Source organism: Alteromonas sp. S015, assembly GCF_036864485.1.
Lineage (GTDB): Bacteria > Pseudomonadota > Gammaproteobacteria > Enterobacterales > Alteromonadaceae > Alteromonas.
The window spans coordinates 166,033-185,831 of the sequence record NZ_JAZETO010000006.1 but is presented as its reverse complement, the minus strand read 5'-3'; the positions used below and the strand labels follow the sequence as shown (position 1 = coordinate 185,831).

The 19,799-nt window shown below is 44.4% G+C and carries 11 protein-coding genes; all 11 read right to left on the bottom strand.

Annotation, left to right across the window (positions count from 1 at the left end; genetic code table 11):
• Positions 1-59: 59 nt before the first annotated feature.
• Positions 60-236, bottom strand: a complete 177-nt coding sequence (rmf, locus tag V7R42_RS12895; RefSeq protein WP_014949558.1) for a ribosome modulation factor — start codon at positions 234-236, stop codon at positions 60-62.
• Between the two features lie 301 nt (positions 237-537).
• A complete protein-coding gene (locus V7R42_RS12890) occupies positions 538-2,295 on the bottom strand; it encodes a DUF3466 family protein (RefSeq protein ID WP_334020675.1) in 1,758 nt (585 codons plus the stop codon).
• A 12-nt stretch (positions 2,296-2,307) separates the two neighbouring features.
• Entirely contained in the window at positions 2,308-4,248 is a 1,941-nt protein-coding gene (uup, locus tag V7R42_RS12885) for an ATP-binding cassette ATPase Uup (protein ID WP_334020674.1), read from the bottom strand.
• Positions 4,245-4,478 carry a glutaredoxin family protein gene (locus V7R42_RS12880; protein ID WP_334020673.1) on the bottom strand — a complete coding sequence of 78 codons (234 nt, stop codon included), beginning with the start codon at positions 4,476-4,478 and terminating at the stop codon, positions 4,245-4,247. The genes uup and V7R42_RS12880 overlap by 4 nt, the downstream gene beginning before the upstream one ends.
• Positions 4,475-6,571, bottom strand: coding sequence for a bifunctional 23S rRNA (guanine(2069)-N(7))-methyltransferase RlmK/23S rRNA (guanine(2445)-N(2))-methyltransferase RlmL (gene rlmKL / locus V7R42_RS12875; RefSeq protein WP_334020672.1), 2,097 nt, complete (start codon positions 6,569-6,571; stop codon positions 4,475-4,477). Before rlmKL ends, V7R42_RS12880 begins: the two co-directional genes overlap by 4 nt.
• Positions 6,572-6,641: 70 nt before the next feature.
• Positions 6,642-7,649 (bottom strand): quinone-dependent dihydroorotate dehydrogenase, encoded by a 1,008-nt coding sequence (gene pyrD, locus V7R42_RS12870; RefSeq protein ID WP_334020671.1) that lies wholly within the window; start codon positions 7,647-7,649, stop codon positions 6,642-6,644.
• 166 nt (positions 7,650-7,815) lie between these two features.
• A complete protein-coding gene (locus tag V7R42_RS12865; protein ID WP_334020670.1) occupies positions 7,816-12,654 on the bottom strand; it encodes an NAD-glutamate dehydrogenase in 4,839 nt (1,612 codons plus the stop codon).
• A 196-nt stretch (positions 12,655-12,850) separates the two neighbouring features.
• Entirely contained in the window at positions 12,851-15,169 is a 2,319-nt protein-coding gene (locus V7R42_RS12860) for an efflux RND transporter permease subunit (RefSeq protein WP_334020669.1), read from the bottom strand.
• 15 nt (positions 15,170-15,184) lie between these two features.
• Positions 15,185-16,231 (bottom strand): WD40/YVTN/BNR-like repeat-containing protein, encoded by a 1,047-nt coding sequence (locus tag V7R42_RS12855; protein WP_334020668.1) that lies wholly within the window; start codon positions 16,229-16,231, stop codon positions 15,185-15,187.
• A gap of 79 nt (positions 16,232-16,310) precedes the next feature.
• On the bottom strand, positions 16,311-17,678 hold the full coding sequence (locus V7R42_RS12850; RefSeq protein ID WP_334020667.1) for a DUF1329 domain-containing protein: 1,368 nt from the start codon (positions 17,676-17,678) through the stop codon (positions 16,311-16,313).
• Between the two features lie 11 nt (positions 17,679-17,689).
• On the bottom strand, positions 17,690-19,762 hold the full coding sequence (locus V7R42_RS12845; protein ID WP_334020666.1) for a DUF1302 domain-containing protein: 2,073 nt from the start codon (positions 19,760-19,762) through the stop codon (positions 17,690-17,692).
• Positions 19,763-19,799: the final 37 nt, after the last annotated feature.

Here is a 19,799-nt window from a genome sequence, read left to right as displayed (position 1 = left end):
CGAAAAAGCCCCTTTTCAGGGGCTTTCCTTTTGCATAATCAGTTCATAAAAGAGAAGTGTTATTTAACACTTAAACCTAAGTGTCTGTCTTCTACCGCCTCGCGCCATCCACCCAACCACTGTGAACGTGCATCGTTTTGCTGAAATGGACAATTTTCCTTTGAACGACCGCTGATGCCAGCTTGATAGCCTTTTGAATGGGCGCGCGTCAGTTTATCTCTTTTTTGTCTTTTCATTGATTAGCCTCTTTTGTTTGTTGAAAGTACAACAAATCATTTTCTCGAGCGCTCTACATCATTTCGGTTGATAGTGCCGGAAAAGTGATTGCGTACATTACTGTGATAGTGCAATTCACCAAATGGTTCAAGAAAAATAAAAAATAAAAGGGCTTGACAAAATTTAAATAAATGAAGTTTCGATGAAAGTTATGTTACATTTTTTATGCATAAATACGTCTGTTTTTACGCTTTTTGAGCATAAAAAAAGCCACTTACGAGTGGCTCTTTTATAATACTTACATATTCACCGGTGGAAGCGCTATTTTTTTATACGTCTACGTAAAAATACCGCAGTAAACAGCCCCAAAAATGCGAGCAATCCTGTGGCTGCACCTTTTCGCTCGTAGGGCAATTCGTCATCGGGTATTTCACATTCGTCTATAGAACCGTTTGCCAACGGAGAAAGTTTAACCGCAACGATAGTGTCAACGTCTTCTGTTTCGCCGTTAGCGTTGATTATATCAGCGCCCGTTACATACTTGTTTGTTGTTTTTATTCTCGCATTCGCGATGATTTCATTATCATCATTGATATCAACCGCTTCAACTAGCTCATACGGGTTATCGCAAGAAACTAAATCATTTAAGTTAGTAAATTCTTCTGTGTCTATGTTGTACATAAACGCGGCGCTTTCACGAAGAGTATCACTGGTCGCGTCTACGTCAGCCTTACCAACCACGATATTGTTGTTGTTAATAGCATTCGCTGTTACACCGGAGCTAACAAAGAAACCATTTGGGTAATGTTGTTCTTGGGTATCAAGATTATAAACAAACATTCTAGAGCGTGCGATATCACTTTGTGAACGAAGCACTGCACCTGTCACCCAGTTTTCATCGTTAATAGCGATAGCTTGGCTTATAATATTTTCTTCTCGCGGGAGTAACTCAATCGTTTCACCATCTCTGAACACTGTTGCGACACGTTCACTTTCAGTTCTGCCTGAAGAATTTGGACGGGTAATCGTGATGCGTTCGCCCGTTAGCCCTTCACCTACCGCGATGCCCTGTGAATTTATATCGTAAGCATAGGTGTAATAATGCTGCTCATCATCTTCTTCTGGTTCAAATAATAACGGGTACGTGTCAGTACTTATTACGTCACCATTGACATCTAGCTGCCATATCGTTGCATTGACTTCAGACAGTAGAACAAACGTGGGCAAAAAGTCTGCAGATGAGTTAATGAACCCGCTGGAAATACGCGGAACAGCAAAATCTCCACTGTAAATAGAGAATAAACAACGACCTTCAGGGATATCCGCACGTTGCTCATCATCTGCACAGGCTTCTACAAGTTCTGTGACTTCCTCCCTGAAGCTCACGGTACTAAATCCTGCAACCTGCAAGTTAGCATTAATTGAACGAGCTGAAGAGAAGCCTCCCGCTGTTGTGTCGATAGCTTGTAAAATTTTCGTTTCACCAGAAACTTGTACGAAACCCTGTTCGGCCGATTCTGGGTAGGTATAGTTTAACGTATCGCCATTTTCATTCTCGTAAGCATCCAGAACGACAAATGCCGTGGAGTCTCCGACTATAAAGTTACCGTTAAGACTATCTCTGCCAATCGTCTCAACCGAGTGGGTGTAATCGTTAAATTTGTCAGTAACTTTGTCTAAACCGGGTACTAATGAAAAGTCTTGTGTATCAGTTTCAAATGTTCTCCACGTAGCGAGTTTTTGCCCCGTCAAGCGGGTTGGTGAGGAAATCAGAAAGTTAACGATGGTGTTGTAATCTCTATCGGTAAACACGCCTTGTCGCGCATCATCTTCGTTTTCTAAACTATCACCATATTGATCAAAAAAGCTTGTGTCTTCTTCAAGCTGGTCGACGTCGATAGGCGGATTAAACTCCAATTGTGCTACAGACAACATTTTTCCTGAGTTATCGATGGACCGGGCGAAATTGTTTCTAGCGGTATCCTGTAAAGGAAGAGGCGTCACTGAATAGGTCGCGGCGAATGCCGAAACACTTCCTGTTGCCAACAGAACGGCGGCGGCAAGCTGAGTTCGTTTCATTTAAAATCCTATTTACTGCTGATTATCTTCCAGCATACTTTCTAGTTCATCCCAGCGCGCATATTTCTGGGAAAGTAATTCTTCTTTATCTGCCAGTTCAGCTAAGGCTTTGGCAGTAACGTCGCTGTCTTGTTTGAAAAAGTCTGGGTCGTTAACCTTCTCCTGCATAGTCTCAAGTTCTTCCTCAAGTGTTTCTAGCTCCTTCGGTAAGGACTCAAGTTCACGCTGGTCTTTGTATGATAGCTTTTTCGTCTTACGGGGAGAAGACTTAGCACTAGGACTGCCTGAAGCTAAATTAGTTTCATTCTTTACCTTGGCTTTTTCTTCCTTTTCGATTTGCTGACGCTTTTCCTGTTGCTCTTTATACCAGTTTTCTACGTCAGTGAAACCCCCAATGAATTCTCGAAGTAATCCATTGCCTTCAAAAACTACGCTGCTATTTGCCACATTATCCACAAACTCCCTATCGTGGCTTACTAAAAGTACCGTGCCGGCATATTCATTGAGCAACGTCTCGAGCATTTCTAAGGTCTCGACATCTAAGTCGTTGGTTGGCTCATCCAACACCAAAACATTGCTCGGTTTAAGCATTAATTTTGCCAGCATTAAGCGGTTTTTTTCTCCACCAGATAGTGACTTAACCGGAGCATTAACGCGTTCGGGCGTAAATAAATAATCTTGTAGATAGCTGATCACATGGCGCGGGTGGCCATTTACCATCAGGTCGCGTTTACCGTCGCCTACCGCATCAATAACAGACTTTTCCAAGTCCAGCCCGTGGCGGTGCTGATCAAAGTAAGCAACTTCAAGGTTGGTGCCTTGTTTGCAGTTGCCACTATCGGGTTGCAATTCACCTAACAAGAGCTTGATAAGTGTACTTTTACCGCTTCCGTTAGGGCCAATAAGGGCAAGCTTGTCACCTCGCAGAACATTCAAGTTTAACCCTTTTACGATGGGTTTATCTTCAATGCTATAGCTCAAGTCTTTTACTTCAAACACCATTTTTCCAGAGCGCGCGCCCTGATGTTGGTTTACTACTGCATTGCCTTGAACTGCTCTGCGCGCTTTTCGCTCTTCGCGTAGTTTTTTCAGCGCTCTTACTCGGCCTTCGTTGCGGGTACGGCGGGCTTTAATGCCTTGGCGGATCCACACTTCTTCTTGTGCTAGTTTCTTATCAAACTCAGCGTTCTGCGACGCTTCAACTTCTAAATCGTGCTGTTTTTTTTCAAGATAGGTTTCGTAATTACCCGGATAGCTGGTAACAGACCCGCGATCAAGATCAATAATACGTGTGGCCATAGCGCGTATGAACGCACGGTCATGACTTACAAATACAATCGCACCTTGGTAATTACTCAAGCTGGATTCAAGCCAGCGGATCATTTCGATATCAAGGTGGTTGGTCGGTTCATCCAACAGTAATAAGTCAGGCTGGCGTACTAGAGCACGAGCAAGCGCGGCTTTTCTGCGCCATCCCCCAGAAAGAGTAGATAACGATATCTCAGGGTCTAGCTTTAGCATGGTTAGCGTCTGTTCAATTTGCTGTTCAAATTGCCACGCGTCTCTGGCTTCTAATTGCTCTTGCAACCGCTGAAGCTTATTTAAGTTAGCTTCACTAGGGTCTTCACCAACGATACGGGTTTGATGAAAATAAGCCTTCAGGGTTTCCCCTACGTCTGATAAGCCTTCGGCAACATAGTCAAAAAGCGTCACATCGGTGGTTTGAGGCGGGTCCTGCTCTAAGCGCGCAATGACCGTATTATTTTCAATTATACGCTGCCCATCGTCGGCAATAATATCGCCAGCGATAACTTTCATTAACGTTGATTTACCACTACCGTTGCGACCTACTAGGCACACGCGCTCTTTAGGCTGAACAACCAGTTCGACACCGTCTAACAGCGGCGGATTTCCATAAATAACAGTGATGTTTTTTAACTGCAAAATGCTCACTGAAGAAACTCCTCTAAATCAGCTGCTGTGAAAGGCCAGCCAATTTCTTTTTCGTTATCTGCCCGTTTTAAAACGGGGATCCTTGCACCGTACAAATGGTAAAGCTCGGTGCTTGTGCGAATGTTTACTTTTTCTATATCAAGCGATGAAAACATAGACGTTTGCTGCAGTTCAACATCGGCTAAGTCGCACAGGCTACATTGGGGCCCGGTGTAGAAATAAATTCTCATGAACTTAGTACCCAGCACTGATGGATGTTGCCTTTGCGGGCAAAATCTTCAGGAATCGTGTCTTTGGTAATATTGTCTACTGACAAGCCCAGTTCACTGATGGCTGATTCGTCTAGCTTAAAGCCACGCTTGTTGTTAGAGAAAATGATGATCCCCTGCTCTTTTAAGCACGCTTTAGCGTCGGTCAGCATTTTCACGTGGTCGCGCTGCACATCCCATGTATTTTGCATTCGCTTCGAATTTGAAAATGACGGTGGGTCGATAAAAATCAAGTCGTACTTACCTTTGTGCGAAGCTAACCATGTAGTGCAATCAGCCTGTATAAAGGCGTGTGGGCAGCTTAATTTATTTAGCGCCACATTCTTCTTTGCCCACTCTAAATAGGTGTTAGACATATCTACAGTAGTTACAGACTTTGCACCGCCCATAGCGGCAAAAACCGACACACTGCCCGTATATGAAAACAGGTTCAGCACGTCTTTGTCCTGAGATAATGCTTTTACTTTTTGACGGGTATTACGGTGATCTAAGAAAAGCCCCGTGTCTAAGTAGTCAGTAAGGTTAACCAAGAAACGCGCGTCATTTTCAAACACTTCCATCATGTCGCCAGACTGGTTAATTTTCTCGTATTGCTTTGTACCTTTTTGTTGGCTACGCACTTTTAGCGCGATGTGTTTGGGTGACACACCGGTTACGGCAGGCAAATGTAGTAACACTTCTTGCAAACGTTTACGGGCCTTGTCTTCAGACACGGTTTTTGGTGGTGCGTACTCTTGAACGACTAGCCAATCACCATACCTATCTACTGCCACGTTGTAGTCCGGCAAGTCAGCATCGTAAATGCGGTAGCAGTTAGTGTTAGCGTTTTTAATCCAGCCTTTCATGCGTTTAAGGTTTTTCTTCAAACGATTAGCAAACTCGTGATTACTTGCATCTTCACTAAACTGAACCGTGTTTTCTTCATTTAAAACATAATTCGCTAAACGGCATTCTAGCTTACCGTTATTCATAGCATAGTCTTTGCTGGCGCGTAGCTTAAGCACGCGCAGCAAATCGCGATTACTGCTAAGCAGCGACACATGCCACCCTTTCCACGCTTCTTTAAAACGCTTACCCCAATCACTAAATAGTGGTATTAACGATGTTAGCTCGCCCAAACGTTCTCCGTAAGGAGGGTTTGATACAACGTAGCCTGACGTGGAAACGGGTGGGGAGGACTTTGTCGCGTCTTGTTGAGAAAACGAAATATCGTTAAACACACCGGCAAAATCAGCGTTTGCTTTCGCAATGGCTACCATTTTACGGCTGAAGTCACCCGCGTAAATACCGCCGCAGCTAGGCTTCTGAGCGGAAATAGCTTGTTCTACCAAATCATCCCAAAGCTTTGCTTCGTGGCCAAGCCACTTAGTAAAGCCCCAATAAAGGCGCTTAATACCTGGCGCAATGTTGCGTGCAATGTAGGCCGCTTCAATAGCAATGGTGCCCGAGCCGCACATTGGGTCAACCAATGGTGCATCGGTATTCTCGGTCCAGCCGCTACGCATTAACATTGCGCTTGCGATATGCTCTTTAAGCGGCGCGTCACCCGTTTCTTGTCGGTACGCACGCTGGTGCAAGCTGGCACCAGCCAAATCGATGCCTAAAATTACGTTATCGCGATGCAGCCTTGCATATACAGAGATATCAGGGTTTTTACGCTCAACAGAGGGGCGTGGTAAGCTCTGCTCAACGAAAGAATCGACGATGGCGTCTTTTACTCGTACAGCACCAAATTGGGTATTTTTTATGGCAAAGTTTGTGCCGATAAACTGCACAGATAAGGTATGATGTGAATCCATCTGCATTTGCCAGTCAACACCCATAGCCGTGTTATATAGCGCATCTGCATCGCCTGCTTTACCTGATGCAAGCACCCAAATTACACGGTTGGCTAAGCGTGACCATAGGCAAAGTTTATATGCATCCTCTTTTGAGCCTTCAAACTGAATAGTGCCAGGCCCTTGTTTAATTTGCGCTTCAGGGCATAGGCTTAGCACTTCTTGTTTTAATAGTTCGTCAAGACCGCGACTGGTAGTAACCAGAATAGTATTCATTCATATACCTGTTTTTGATGGACGTGCTTTACATTAAAAAGCACGTACACGAGAGATTGGTTCGGATGTATTATAACGCGTTTACGATGCGTTTAACGAGCGATGGACCTTGATAAATAAAAGCCGAGTAGACCTGCACCAGAGAAGCGCCAGCATCTAAACGGGCTTGTGCCGCGTCTGGTGAATCAATGCCGCCAACGCCGATGATTGGAATAGCTCGGTCTAGCGCTTTACTAAGCTTGCGGGTTACTTCTAAGCTCATATCAGTCATAACAGAACCGCTTAAGCCGCCCATTTCTTCAGCGTGTTTCAACCCTGTAACGGCGTCACGCGATAATGTGGTATTGGTGGCAATCACACCGTCCATTTTGCTGTTAATTAGCGAAGCAGCAATACTGTCAATTTCAACATCGCTTAAATCAGGCGCAATTTTGATAAATAACGGGACATATTTACCGTGGGTTTGCGTTAACGTTTCTTGCGCAGCCTTTAACCCTGCTAATAGTTTATCTAGCGCTTCACCGTATTGAAGGTTTCTTAGGCCAGGTGTGTTCGGTGACGAAATGTTGATAGTGACGTAGCTTGCGTAAGGATAAACTTTGTTTAAGCAAATCAGGTAATCGTCAAGCGCATTCGCTTCTTCGGTATCTTTGTTTTTACCAATATTAATACCAATAGGCCCTTTAAACTGAGCCTTTTTCACTTGTTCGACAAGATGATCAACACCTTTATTATTAAATCCCATGCGATTAATAATAGCGTGCTTTTCAGGAATTCTGAATAAACGAGGTTTTGGGTTTCCTGCCTGCGGACGAGGCGTTACCGTGCCTATCTCAACAAAACCAAATCCCATGCTGGCAAATGCGTCAATACAATCGCCGTTCTTATCAAGCCCAGCGGCGAGTCCTACCGGGTTATTGAAGGTCATACCTGCAACGGTAACGGGCTTTTCAATCGTCGGTGTGCTGTACATCCATTTCAGCGGGGTATGTTGGGTCTTGTTTAACCAGTTAATGGTGAAATCGTGACTTTTTTCAGGTTCACACTGAAGCAAGAATTTTTGCACTAGAGATTGCATGGTTATTATTACCGCTCGCTAATTAAGGGCCTGTTGATCATCAACGTATATTGCGCTCGTATGAGGTTTACTTTTACAAACGATGCTGCAAAAACGTACAGCAATGTTCAATCGGCTAATAAAAAGCCCTGATAAACAGGGCTTAAATCATTAAGGTGCGTGTATTCTAATGGTTAGACTTCACGCTTAAAAGCATCAATTCACGTAAAGCGACAGAAAATTTCGCAAATTCGTGTGTTGTGCTGGTCTTAAACTCTGACATCATGTGATACCAACGCTTAAGCAGTACTTGATTGCTTTCAATCCACTCATCTAAAATTTGGTCGGCATCACTTGCGTCTTCGCGAGAAGCTAAAAGATTGGCAGCGATCGAACGCTGCTGCCAATCCAACTCTTCTCGATACGAGGCGCGGGCCAATGCTTGCCAATGGTTGCTTACCGCCTGATTGTTTATCTGATCTAAGAACCAGTGTAGCTCTAAACGAGAACCTAGTTGATAGTAAAGCTTAGCCACTACATCAGTATCATGCTTATCAGCCTCTACAATTTGCGCAAGGTCGAAACTTGAGAACATATTAGAGAAGCTTGCTACTTGGTAAGCGATATCTTCAGGAACGCCTTTGTCGATATATTTCTGCGTTACAGTTTCGAGCTGAGCATATTCACTTTGAACAAGATAGTTTTGTAGGTTCTTCGATAAGATATCGAAGGTGCCGCGATAGCTTGCAATGGCTTCTTCAATCGATTGTGACTTATTGCCGTGGCGAATATACCAACGAGACGCACGTCGCATAATTCTACGCGCTTCATCCAGCATTTTAAGCTGTAGCTGTGCTGGAATTACATTATCTAGCTCTTCGATGCGCTCCCATAGTGTCTTCATATTGAAGATACCGTGAACAATGGCATATGCGTCAGCAATTTCGCTCACACTTGCACCCGTTTCTTCCTGCATTCTGAACACGAAGTTAAGGCCCATGTCATTAACCATGTTATTGGTTAACTTAGTAGCTATAATTTCGCTTCTAAGCGGATGCTGCTGCATATGTGTAGCGAATTTTTCGCGAAGCACTTTAGGGAACGCTTCTACCAACAACTTACCGTGGTAAGGATTGTCGGTAATTTCCGGAATATTAAGCGCATCTTTAAGTACCATTTTGCCGTAGGCAATGAGTACGCTTAGCTCTGGGCGTGTTAAACCTTGATCCGTAGCTACGCGATCGGAAATCTCATCGTCACTTGGAATAAATTCCAATTCACGGTTTAGCTGACCTTCACGCTCAAGTCCGTGAATAAAGCGAAGCTGCTCTTTAAGTTGCTTAACGCCAGCTAACTCAGTAATAGATATAGACTGAGTCTGACGGTAGCAGTCTTTCAGTACAATGCGACTTACGTCGTCAGTCATATCGTAGAGCAGCTTGTTACGTTGTTTAAGCGTGAGTTCACCGTCGTTAACTAAACTGTTAAGCAAGATTTTTATGTTAACTTCGTTATCCGAGCAATCAACACCACCAACGTTGTCAATAAAGTCAGTATTAACACGGCCACCGTTAGATGCATACTCAATACGACCTAACTGAGTTAGACCTAAGTTACCGCCCTCGCCTACGATTTTAGCTTGTACGTCACGACCATTTACGCGTAGGTCATCGTTAGCGCGGTCACCTACGTCTGAGTGAGATTCTTTCTTGCTCTTAATATACGTACCAATACCGCCGTTCCACAGTAGGTCGACAGGCATTTTCAATATATTGTGAATAAGCTCGTTAGGCGTCATGGTTAACTGACGTGTACCCAACCACTTTTTCATTTCAGGCGTAAGCTTGATAGATTTTGACGCGCGACTAAATACGCCACCGCCTTTTGAAATAAGCTTACTGTCGTAGTCTTCCCAGCTTAGGCTAGGGTTTTCGAACAGACGCTGACGCTCTTTATAACTGGCTGCCGCGTCTGGATTTGGGTCAAAGAAAATGTGTAAGTGGTTGAATGCCGCAATGAGTCGGGTGTGCTTTGAAAGCAGCATACCGTTGCCGAATACGTCCCCCGCCATGTCACCTACACCTACAGCGGTAAAATCGGTGGTCTGACAATCGATGCCAATTTCTCTGAAGTGACGCTTAACTGATTCCCATCCGCCGCGTGCAGTAATACCCATTTTCTTATGGTCGTAACCAATGCTTCCGCCTGATGCAAATGCATCACCTAGCCAGAAACCAAACTCTTCTGCTATACCATTTGCAATATCAGAGAAAGTCGCCGTGCCTTTATCTGCAGCAACAACCAAGTAAGGGTCGTCATCGTCCAAGCGAACCACATCTTTTGGTGGAACAATCTCGCCATTTACGATGTTATCAGTGATGTCTAACAAGCTGGTGATAAAGGTGCGGTAACACGCTTGACCTTCAGCTTGAATCGCCGCGCGGCCTTCACCTACTGGCAAATTTTTACAAACAAAGCCACCTTTTGCACCAACAGGGACAATAACTGTATTTTTAACCTGCTGTGCTTTAACCAAACCCAGTACTTCGGTTCTGAAATCTTCTTGGCGGTCAGACCAACGCAGGCCCCCACGGGCCACTTTACCGCCGCGAAGGTGAACACCTTCAACGCGAGGGCTGTACACAAAGATTTCGAATTTTGGTAACGGCAGCGGCATGTCAGGGATCAGTTCAGGCATCATCTTAAACGATACGTATGACTTCTCGTTGCCCGCGGCGTCCGCCTGGTAGAAGTTTGTACGTAGCGTTGCAGACATCATGTCTAGGTAACGACGGATAATTCGGTCGTCATCAAGGTTGCTTACGTTATCTAACTGTTCCTTGATGGTCTCTAGTAAAGCCTCTTCTTTTTTCTCATTACGCTTTTTCTTAGGGTTAAAGCGCTGGTCAAAAAAGTCTACAAGTAAACGAGCAATGTCTGGATAGTTAGCTAGCGTGTTCGCGATATAGTCACGGCTAAATGAACTACCAGTCTGGCGCATGTATTTAGCATAGGCGCGCAATACCGTTACCTTACGGCCAGTCATATTTGCACCAAGAATAAGACGGTTAAATGCGTCGTCTTCTAGCGTTTTGTACCATACCTTAGCAAAGGCATCTTGGAAGAGAATTTGAGCGTTCTCCATGTCAAAGTGTTGACCACTCTTATGCAACATGGTGAAGTCCATTACCCAATTGCGTTCACCTTCTGAACACGTGACTTTATAAGGGCTTTCATCGATTACGCGTAACCCAAAATTTTCAAGCATGGGTAACACGTCTGACAAATGAATAGGTTCTGCACGGTGGAAAAGCTTAAGCTTAACAACTTGGCTGTCTGCGTCTTCTTCTTGAGGGCGATAAAACAACATATCCAGTGTGTGGTTGTCGTCTAACGTTTCTAATTTACCAATGTCTACAAGCGCTGCTGATGGCAGATTGTGTTCCATGTAGCTGCGAGAAAAAGCGTTGTTATATTTACGCTCCAACGCTTTACCTGATGCTTCACCATGCGCCGCTGAAATAGCTGACGCCAGTCTGTCATTCCAGGTTTTCGTCAACTCAATAATGTTTTGCTCTATTTCCTTCACATCGAATTCCGCGTTGTTGTCGTTGACTCTGGCAATGTAATGCGTTCGGGCATACACAGACTCTGAGAAGAACGTAGTAAATTCAACTTCTTCTGTTGCGCCTAATGACGCTTTAAGTAGCGCTTGGGTCTCTTTGCGTAACTGGGTGTTATAGCGTTCTCTTGGTACAAATACCATACAAGAGAAAAAGCGACCAAAGATATCTTTTCGAATGAATAAACGAGAAATACCTCGCTCTTGCATTTGGAAAATACCCATCACGATTTGCGCTAGCTCTTCCGCTGGCGTTTGTAGTAACTCGTCACGTGGGTAAGTTTCGATAATATTCGCGAAGGCTTTATAAGCGTGAGTTCCTGGCTCGAAACCAGACAGTTCACAAATGCGTTTGATTTTTTCGCGTAAAATCGGAAGCTGAGTTACGCTGTTGTTATAAAATGATGCAGAGTACAAGCCTAAGAAGCGGTGCTCACCAACAACCTGACCTTCTTTGTTAAACACCTTCACGCCTACATAGTCCATATATGCAGGACGGTGTACTCGCGCGCGTGAGTTTGTTTTGGTCAGAATTAATGGGTTTTTGCTCAACGCTTCGGCACGGGCCGACGCAGGCAAGCGAGATAACAAACGCTCACGATCGTTAACCGAGTTTTTAAGCAAGCCCAAACTGGTATCGTTTTGAGGGATCCACCTATGGTCACCCTCAATCGCTTTAACGTCATAATAACGGTAACCCATCATCGTGAAGTTGTGATCGCCTAACCATTCTAGGTAAGCTTTAGTTTGCTTTTTCGCTTCTGCAGACACTGGCCAGTTAAATTTTGCGTTGTTTTTAATGACGTCCTGGAGGGTGTTCGTCATACCTTGCCAGTCTTGCACTGCCAAAGAGACTTCATCAACGACAGAATGGAGTTCTTGAGTTAATGCATCAATATCTTTTTTCGATGTTTGTGTATCGATTTCAATAAAGATAACCGTTTCTTTTTTAGCACCTTCGATAGATTTCCCCGGCTCTGCAAACGCTTCAACTTTATTCGCGCCGTCGCGTTTAATGCCAATGGGACTATGAAGGAACAAGTGTGCGGTGATGTTTAATCGGTTTAGCAACATGCGCACAGAGTCAACCAAGAAAGGCATGTCAGACACAATAATCTCTACTATTGTGTGGCTTGAGTGCCAGCCGTGTTTGGCTATTTCAGGGTTGAATACACGAATGTATGGCGTTGTATGTTCAAACTTCGCCAAACCATTCCATAAACTAAGTGTTGCACCGTAAAGGTCGCTGTCGTTGCGATTTTCTAAGTCATCGCTTGATATATTTTTATACAACAGACGTCCGAATTGCTGCACAAGAGACTTCTGCTTGGTATCTACCTTTTTGTCGATAAGTGCAAATACATTGTCTAGCAGTACTGAGTGTCGCTGTGAGGTGACTGTCATTTGTTAACCTTTTTTGAATGTCGTAATACCAATCAAACTTGGTATAAGTGCCGAGTACCTAACTATTTTCTCTAATAAATGACGCTAATGAAAGCCCATTCTTAACCTTATATTAACAGCATAGATAAGTATGCAGAAAACACCCAAAAAAAAGGGCCTAAAGGCCCTTTTTTATGCTTAGCTATGCAAAAATATTTTATGCATCAGGGTCATTCTTGTTCCACCATAGGAATCTTGCTAGTGCAGGCAGTACAATTATTGCTCCAAGCATGTTCACGACGAACATAAATGTGAGCAAAATGCCCATATCCATTTGGAACTTAAGCGAAGAGAATACCCAGGTGCTTACGCCAATTGCTAACGTAATACCGGTAAATAAAACAGCACTTCCACGTTCTTTCAACGCAGCAAAATATGCTTCCTGAACGGTGGCACCTTTCTTCAGCATTAAGCTCTTAGTAGAAAGTATATAAATACCATAGTCCACGCCGATACCCACGCCAAGTGCGATAACTGGTAACGTAGAAACGGTGAGGCCAATTTGCAAGTATGTCATGAGTGCCTGTGCTAATACAGACACAACATACAGCGGGATAACCACTACAAGTGTAGCACGTAAAGAACGGAAGCTAATTAGGCACAACGCAATGACGGCGCCAAACACGTACAACATCATAGGATCTTGCGCTGCACTCACCGCTTCGTTGGTTGCCGCCATTACGCCTACCGGCCCAGAAGCAAGACTAAACTTCATATCGTCAGTTTGATACTCATCGCGATAAGCTTTAACAGCATCAACAACACGAGAAATGGTTTCCGCCTTGTGGTCTTCCATAAACAGAATAATAGGCATGACCGAGCAGTCGCCATTTAGCAAACCTGACGACGTTGGTACGCGGGAAATAGCCTGCACCAACGTTTGCTGGTTACGCGGAAGTACTTGCCATTTAACATTACCTTCGTTGTAACCTGCATTAACGATTTTGGCTACAGATGCCAACGAAACTGCCGATTGAACACCTTGTACGTTTTCCATTTTCCACTGAAAGTCGTCCATGGCTTTCATCACGCTGTGTGACGTACAGGCCTCTGGTGTGGTTTCAACTAAAATAGAAATGTAATCTACCGTAACTTCGTACTTGTCGGTAATAAGGAAAGTATCTTGGTTGTAGCGTGACGTCTCATGCAGAGCTGGTGCGCCAGCGTGTAGGTCCCCTATCTTCATATTCTGAGCTTGGAAATGTCCAAATACGAATAGGATAGCAGTAACAAGTAGAATTATTGCCGCAGGCTTCTTTCGTGAACAAGCCGCAATGACTTCCCAAAATTTGGAGTTAGCGTTTTCTTTACCCGCGAATTTTTCAACGTATTTCTGATCAAGTTTTAAGAAGCTCATCAGCACAGGTAGCAGTAACAGGTTAGTAAGAATAATTACCGCTACACCCATACTTGCCGTTATTGCCAACTCGCGAATAATACCAATATCAATTACCAATAACGTCATAAAACCCACCGTATCAGATAACAGGGCAATTCCGCCTGGAACCAACAAGTTTCTGAATGCCGCCATAGACGCACGTTTAGCGCCAATACCGGTTACAGCTTGCTTTTCAACTGCGTTAATCATCTGTACGCCGTGGCTCACTCCGATGGCAAATACTAAGAACGGTACCAATATAGACATGGGGTCCATACCAAAGCCAATTGAAGTAAGCAGGCCCAACTGCCAGATAACGGCTATGATTGAGCAAATCAAAGGTAATAGCGTTAGCATGATACTTCTAGAGAAGAAGTACACCATGATGGCAGTAATCGCGATAGCAATGGCGAAAAAGATCAACACATCTTTTGCTCCATCGGCCACATCGCCAATCATTTTCGCAAAACCAATGATATGAATAGACGTATTTTCATTTTCATATTGACCGCGAAGCTGCTCTTCAAGCTCTGCGGCTAACGCCAAGGTATTTAGCGGCTCGCCCGTTTGCGGGTCTATATCGAGCAGTTGCGCTGTTACCATTGCACAGCTGTAATCACTAGATACTTGTCTTCCGACTATATTTGCCTTTTCTACATTCGCCGCCACCAACTCCAATGCTTCTGGGCTTGCAGAGTTAAAGTCCGCAGGAATGACTGGCCCGCCGGCAAAACCGCCTTCCACAATTTCAGTAAAGCGAGTTGAAGGAGAGAAAAGCGAGATAACTAGCGAACGGTTAACCCCATTGATAAAGAAGAGCTGGTCGTGAACATTCTTTAAGGTATCGAAGAAGTTTTGATTATAGATATCATCGTTTTTATCACACACCGAAACCAAGATGTTGTTGGCTCCACCAAAATCCTGGCGGTGCTCAATGTAGGTTTTCATGTATTCGTGATTTAACGGTATATTCTTTTCAAACCCTGCGTCTAAGCGCATTTGAGAAGCTTGGTAACCTAGGAACACTGTCGCTATGGCAAACAGGGCCACGACAATCTTGCGGTTTCCAAATACTAATTTTTCAAGAAAATGGGTCATTGTTCTTATACTGCCCTATTTTAAATTCAACGTTTTAATGCCATTTGCAGTTACGGCTATGTTTTTACCATTAAACTGTGTTGCATTAAGAAGCGCGGCTTTGTCTTTAATTTGAGAAACTACAATGCCCTCGTCTGCCTCGCAATCCGAAACGGATGCGTAAGGGTCTCGCATACTCGTAGGAAGCGGTCGCTGTGCGCTAACCATCATGCCGTTGTTGCCTAATGCATAAACCTTAGACTCAGAACCAATTAGAATTGAATTAAGTGTGCTAGTGGAACAGGTTTGTACATACTCCCACTCACCTTCATTTGTGTTTACAAATATGTTTCCGCGAAGGCCCACGGCGAGTACGGTATTTTCATCAAGCGGCTTAATATCGAAAAAAGACCCAGTATAGTCGACGTAATATCGCTCCCACGATTCGCCCATATTGTTACTTTTTGCTAGCAGTCCAGCTTCACCCGCCAGGTAAAGCGTATCACCGTCAAGGGTAATTCGGTTTAAATGCGGTAAAATAGATTCAAGTTCTTGCTGATAGAAGTCTTCATCTTCTTTTCGAATATCCTCAAGATATTCTTGGTCCATTGGGTCAAGCAGACTGGCATGACGCTCTGCTGTCCACGTTTTTCCACCGTCTAAGGTTCGATAGAACAAGCCATAGGCACCTGTAGCAATACCTTGCTTTTCATTGAAGAATAAAACGTCTAGAAATGGGCGCTGAAGGTCAGGTTGGAAATTTTGTATCTCCCACGTCTCGCCTTTATCTGAAGAATGAAGAATGACAGCGTCGTGACCTACTGCCCAAATATTATCACCCACAACGGTAGTCGCTGTAAGCGTTGACTGTGTTGGTACGGCTTTTTGATTAAATGCCTCACCATCTTCTGAAACTAACACGTGACCGCGTTCACCGACAATAACGACAAATTTATCAGCGTCTATGTCCAAAAGAACTGATTGCTCGACCAATGGTGCCATGAATGCTTCTTCGGCGAATGCAGTTGTAGAGTAATTAACTGCGAAAGTGGCGGCAATGCACGCTGCAATGGTTTTTTTCATAATTAACCATTCCCCCTATTTATAATTGTCTGCATACAAAAACGGCTGGCAATTGCCAACCGTTTGTTGTGTAAGGCGATTAGCGCATACCTTCTCGTCGTAACGCCTGAGGTGTGAATTCCACATCTCGTGGGCGTACGGTGAAATCGTACATCTCTTCTTCGTTGTCTAGGCCAATGGCTAGGTAACGACGTGAATTCAAATCATGGTACACATCCAACGTAGACCACTGGGTAGGTACTTCATAATAGTTCACACCATACGCTACACCAACGCGATAAAGTTCGCCACGATTATCATACATATCAGCAACTTGAATCTGCCAGCTGTCTTCATCAATGAAGAATACACGCTTCTGGTAAATATGGCGGAAACCGTCTTTCAATGTGGCTTCTACTTCCCAAACGCGGTGCTTTTCCCAACGTGTTAAGTCTGGGTTAACGTGGTTTGGCTTTAAGATTTCATCGTACTTCGCATTATCTGAATGAAGTGCATAGTTGTTGTACGCAACGAACATTTCTTTTTTACCCACCAACTTCCAGTTGTAGCGGTTAGGTGAGCCGTTGAACATATCAAAGTCATCAGTAGTACGAAGACCATCTGCTGCGGTTCCAGGAGTATCGTAAGCAATGTTTGGTGCTAGACGTACACGGCGCTGACCGGTGTTGTATGTCCATGCTTTACGCGGCTCTTTAACTTGATCGACCGTTTCGTGAACAAGTAGAGCTGTACCCGCCAAACGCGCAGGTTGGGTTACTTTTTGCTTGAACATAAACAGCACGTTTTCGTCTGTCAGCTTCTCTGGTGTAGCTCCTTCCTCTGCGTACTTAATTAACAGCTGCTCGTCAAAACCGATTACGTTGTAATCTCCGCCAGTTGTTACTGCAGCTTGACCACCGTTACGCTGAACCGCTTCACCACGATAACGTAAGATATGATTCCATATTGCTTCTAATCCGTTCTGAGGAATTGGGAAAGGAATACCTAATACGGCGCCTTTTATCCCGTTACCTTCATCGAGTAATTCTGCACGAGTCGCATTTACTTTGGTCGCATCATAGATAGCTTGTGGGTTTGATGCAGAACGACGGGTTGGATAAACGGGCATACGGAAAGTGTCGGGGTATGCTTCAAAGAGTTTTTTCTGACCCTCAGATAAAAAGTCCGCGTACTCTTTGTAGTTTTGTGCAGTAATTTCAAACAGCACCTTGTCTTCTGGATAAGGATCTGGATGGTGGTCACCCACGGCATATCCGGCAGGCGCGGAGGTAATACCACCTGTCCACGCTGGAATGCTGCCGTCAGCATTACCTGCTTTCATTGCGCCCAGTGGCGTCAACTCGTTACCTAGTTTGTTAGCATCTGCCTCAGACACCTTGGCCATTGCACTTGCACCTGACAACGCAAGTGACATAGCCGCAGCGATAATTCCTACTTTTCTAATCATAAATACCACTCTTAGATTGCATATTTGATGTTAAATGAAACGAAGTCTCTGTCTGATAGCGCATTAGTAGTACCAATACCGCCCCAGAAAGCGCTGTACGACGCCGTTGCAGACCACTTGCTTAAGTAGTCGAACGTAAAAGAAAGTGCAGCAGACTTAACATCTTCTGTGAAAAGGAATAGAGGATCTGGTGTGGTACCCTCTACATCGTGAGAGAACGTTGCACGAACACGAAGATTCATACCCGCGAATATAGAGTTATATTCGGCATTTGCGAGTAGGCGGTAACCCCACGCATCGTCAGTTGCAAATGGGTTTGTCTCCGGCCCGTCAGAAAGAGCTTGGTGTAAACCTTCGCGATTATTGCCATTTATAGGCTCTAGTGACGCTGTACGAGCAGTACCCGGTGCATTCAAACGAATAACGTCTGGATCTGGCATATCAACAATATTGACATAACCTACTTCACCAAGAAGTACAAAATTGTCAGCGCCAAATTTAGGTCCGAATACATGTGAGGCTGTAAATTGCATCTGCCACGTATCGGAAAATAAAAAGCCTTCTGCTGTCTCGCCAGGGCCTACCGTTCTACCAATGTTGTTTAGCTGTGAAATGCCTTGCAAATCTGGGCGACGTAGATCAGCTATATCTGAATTTGCTAACTGTTCAGGCATACCCATATAAAGTAGTTCTACATCATCAATTTGAAGAGGTTCATCCACGCGATAAGCAAATTCACCTGCAAGCGCTGTAGTGCCGATATTGGTGTTGAAACTCATACCGTACAGTTTAATATCTTCAGGGTAGAAAAATTGAGATTGGGTAAATACTCCAAGCTCAGTGATATTATCCCTCGTTATTTCATTCGCTTGGATGAAAGCAAGATCCTGCGAAATACCTGCAAATGAAAAATCTGATGTAACACCAGATATGAGAGGGCGCTGGCTGTGATAATTTATGTGGTAAAAGCTAAACTCAGTCTCATTTAAGTTTTCAGCAAACCACGTCAACCTCAAGCCATACTGTCCCTGGTCATCAGCATAGTTATGCGCTTCATCAGAAAAACCGCGAACGGCGACTTTCGTACCATACAAAGCATAGGCGCCAATAAGATCGGTAGCGGGAGTTCCTGCATTCATTAAATCGCCGTACTGATTTAGAACGCTCAATAGATGGTTTAAATCAATATCAGGGTTACCACTAAAACCAAGCTGGACGTTCTGGCGCTGACCGCCCTCGCCCGCAAAATCGTTGCCGGCAAAGTAACTGCCTGATACTGGTAGCCAACTTTCTTGCCACTCATACTGGTAGTAGCCAGAAACACTAACCGTATCTGTCAAGCCAAGTGAAGCGTATACCATTCCTACTGGTAAGAAAACTTCACGCAGCTCTGCACCCGGTGCTCGGGCGCGAGTCACGTCAACCGGGTTGGTTGTGTTAATACCGTGCTGGATAAACGTACTCTCACCCCAGCTGATAACCTGACGTCCTACACGAAGTGTGAGTGGTTTATCTCCAATCCACCAGTCACCGTAGAAAAACGCATCATATAGGCGTACGTCTGTACAAAGTAAATCCTCTGCTTCTGGATCTTGACACAAGTCGTATTGGTTACCCGTAATTGGGTTAGAGTATGGACGGTCGCCGTCCATCTGTTCAAAGTCGTAGAACCAGAAACCACGGGCGAAGAAACCATAATCGCCAAAGTTGATGTCTAATTCGTGAGTACCTGAAATTTGTGTTGCAAATGCATCTCCAGGATCGTGCGCTAAGTTGCCAAGGTCACCATTAGTAGAGTAGCCGCCATCTGCTAACCCCCACACATCGCCACTTGAATATAAAGGATTGAAAGCTGCATGATAACCGCTCCAGTCAAACTGAGGATGGTTACTGTTACCTATTAGGTCGTAATCTCTTGCCTCTGTTCGAATACTCGTAGCTAATGTGAATGTCGAATCTAAAGAAATATTTACATCACCTACTTGCCAGTTTGCAGCGTGTGCTGGTACTGCAGCAGCACCAAGCAGAGAGAGAACTCCCGCTGCTACCGGTGATATCTTAAAAGCGCTAGGCCCGTTTTTCATATTTTTATACTCCCAAGTCGATGTGACTTAATACGTG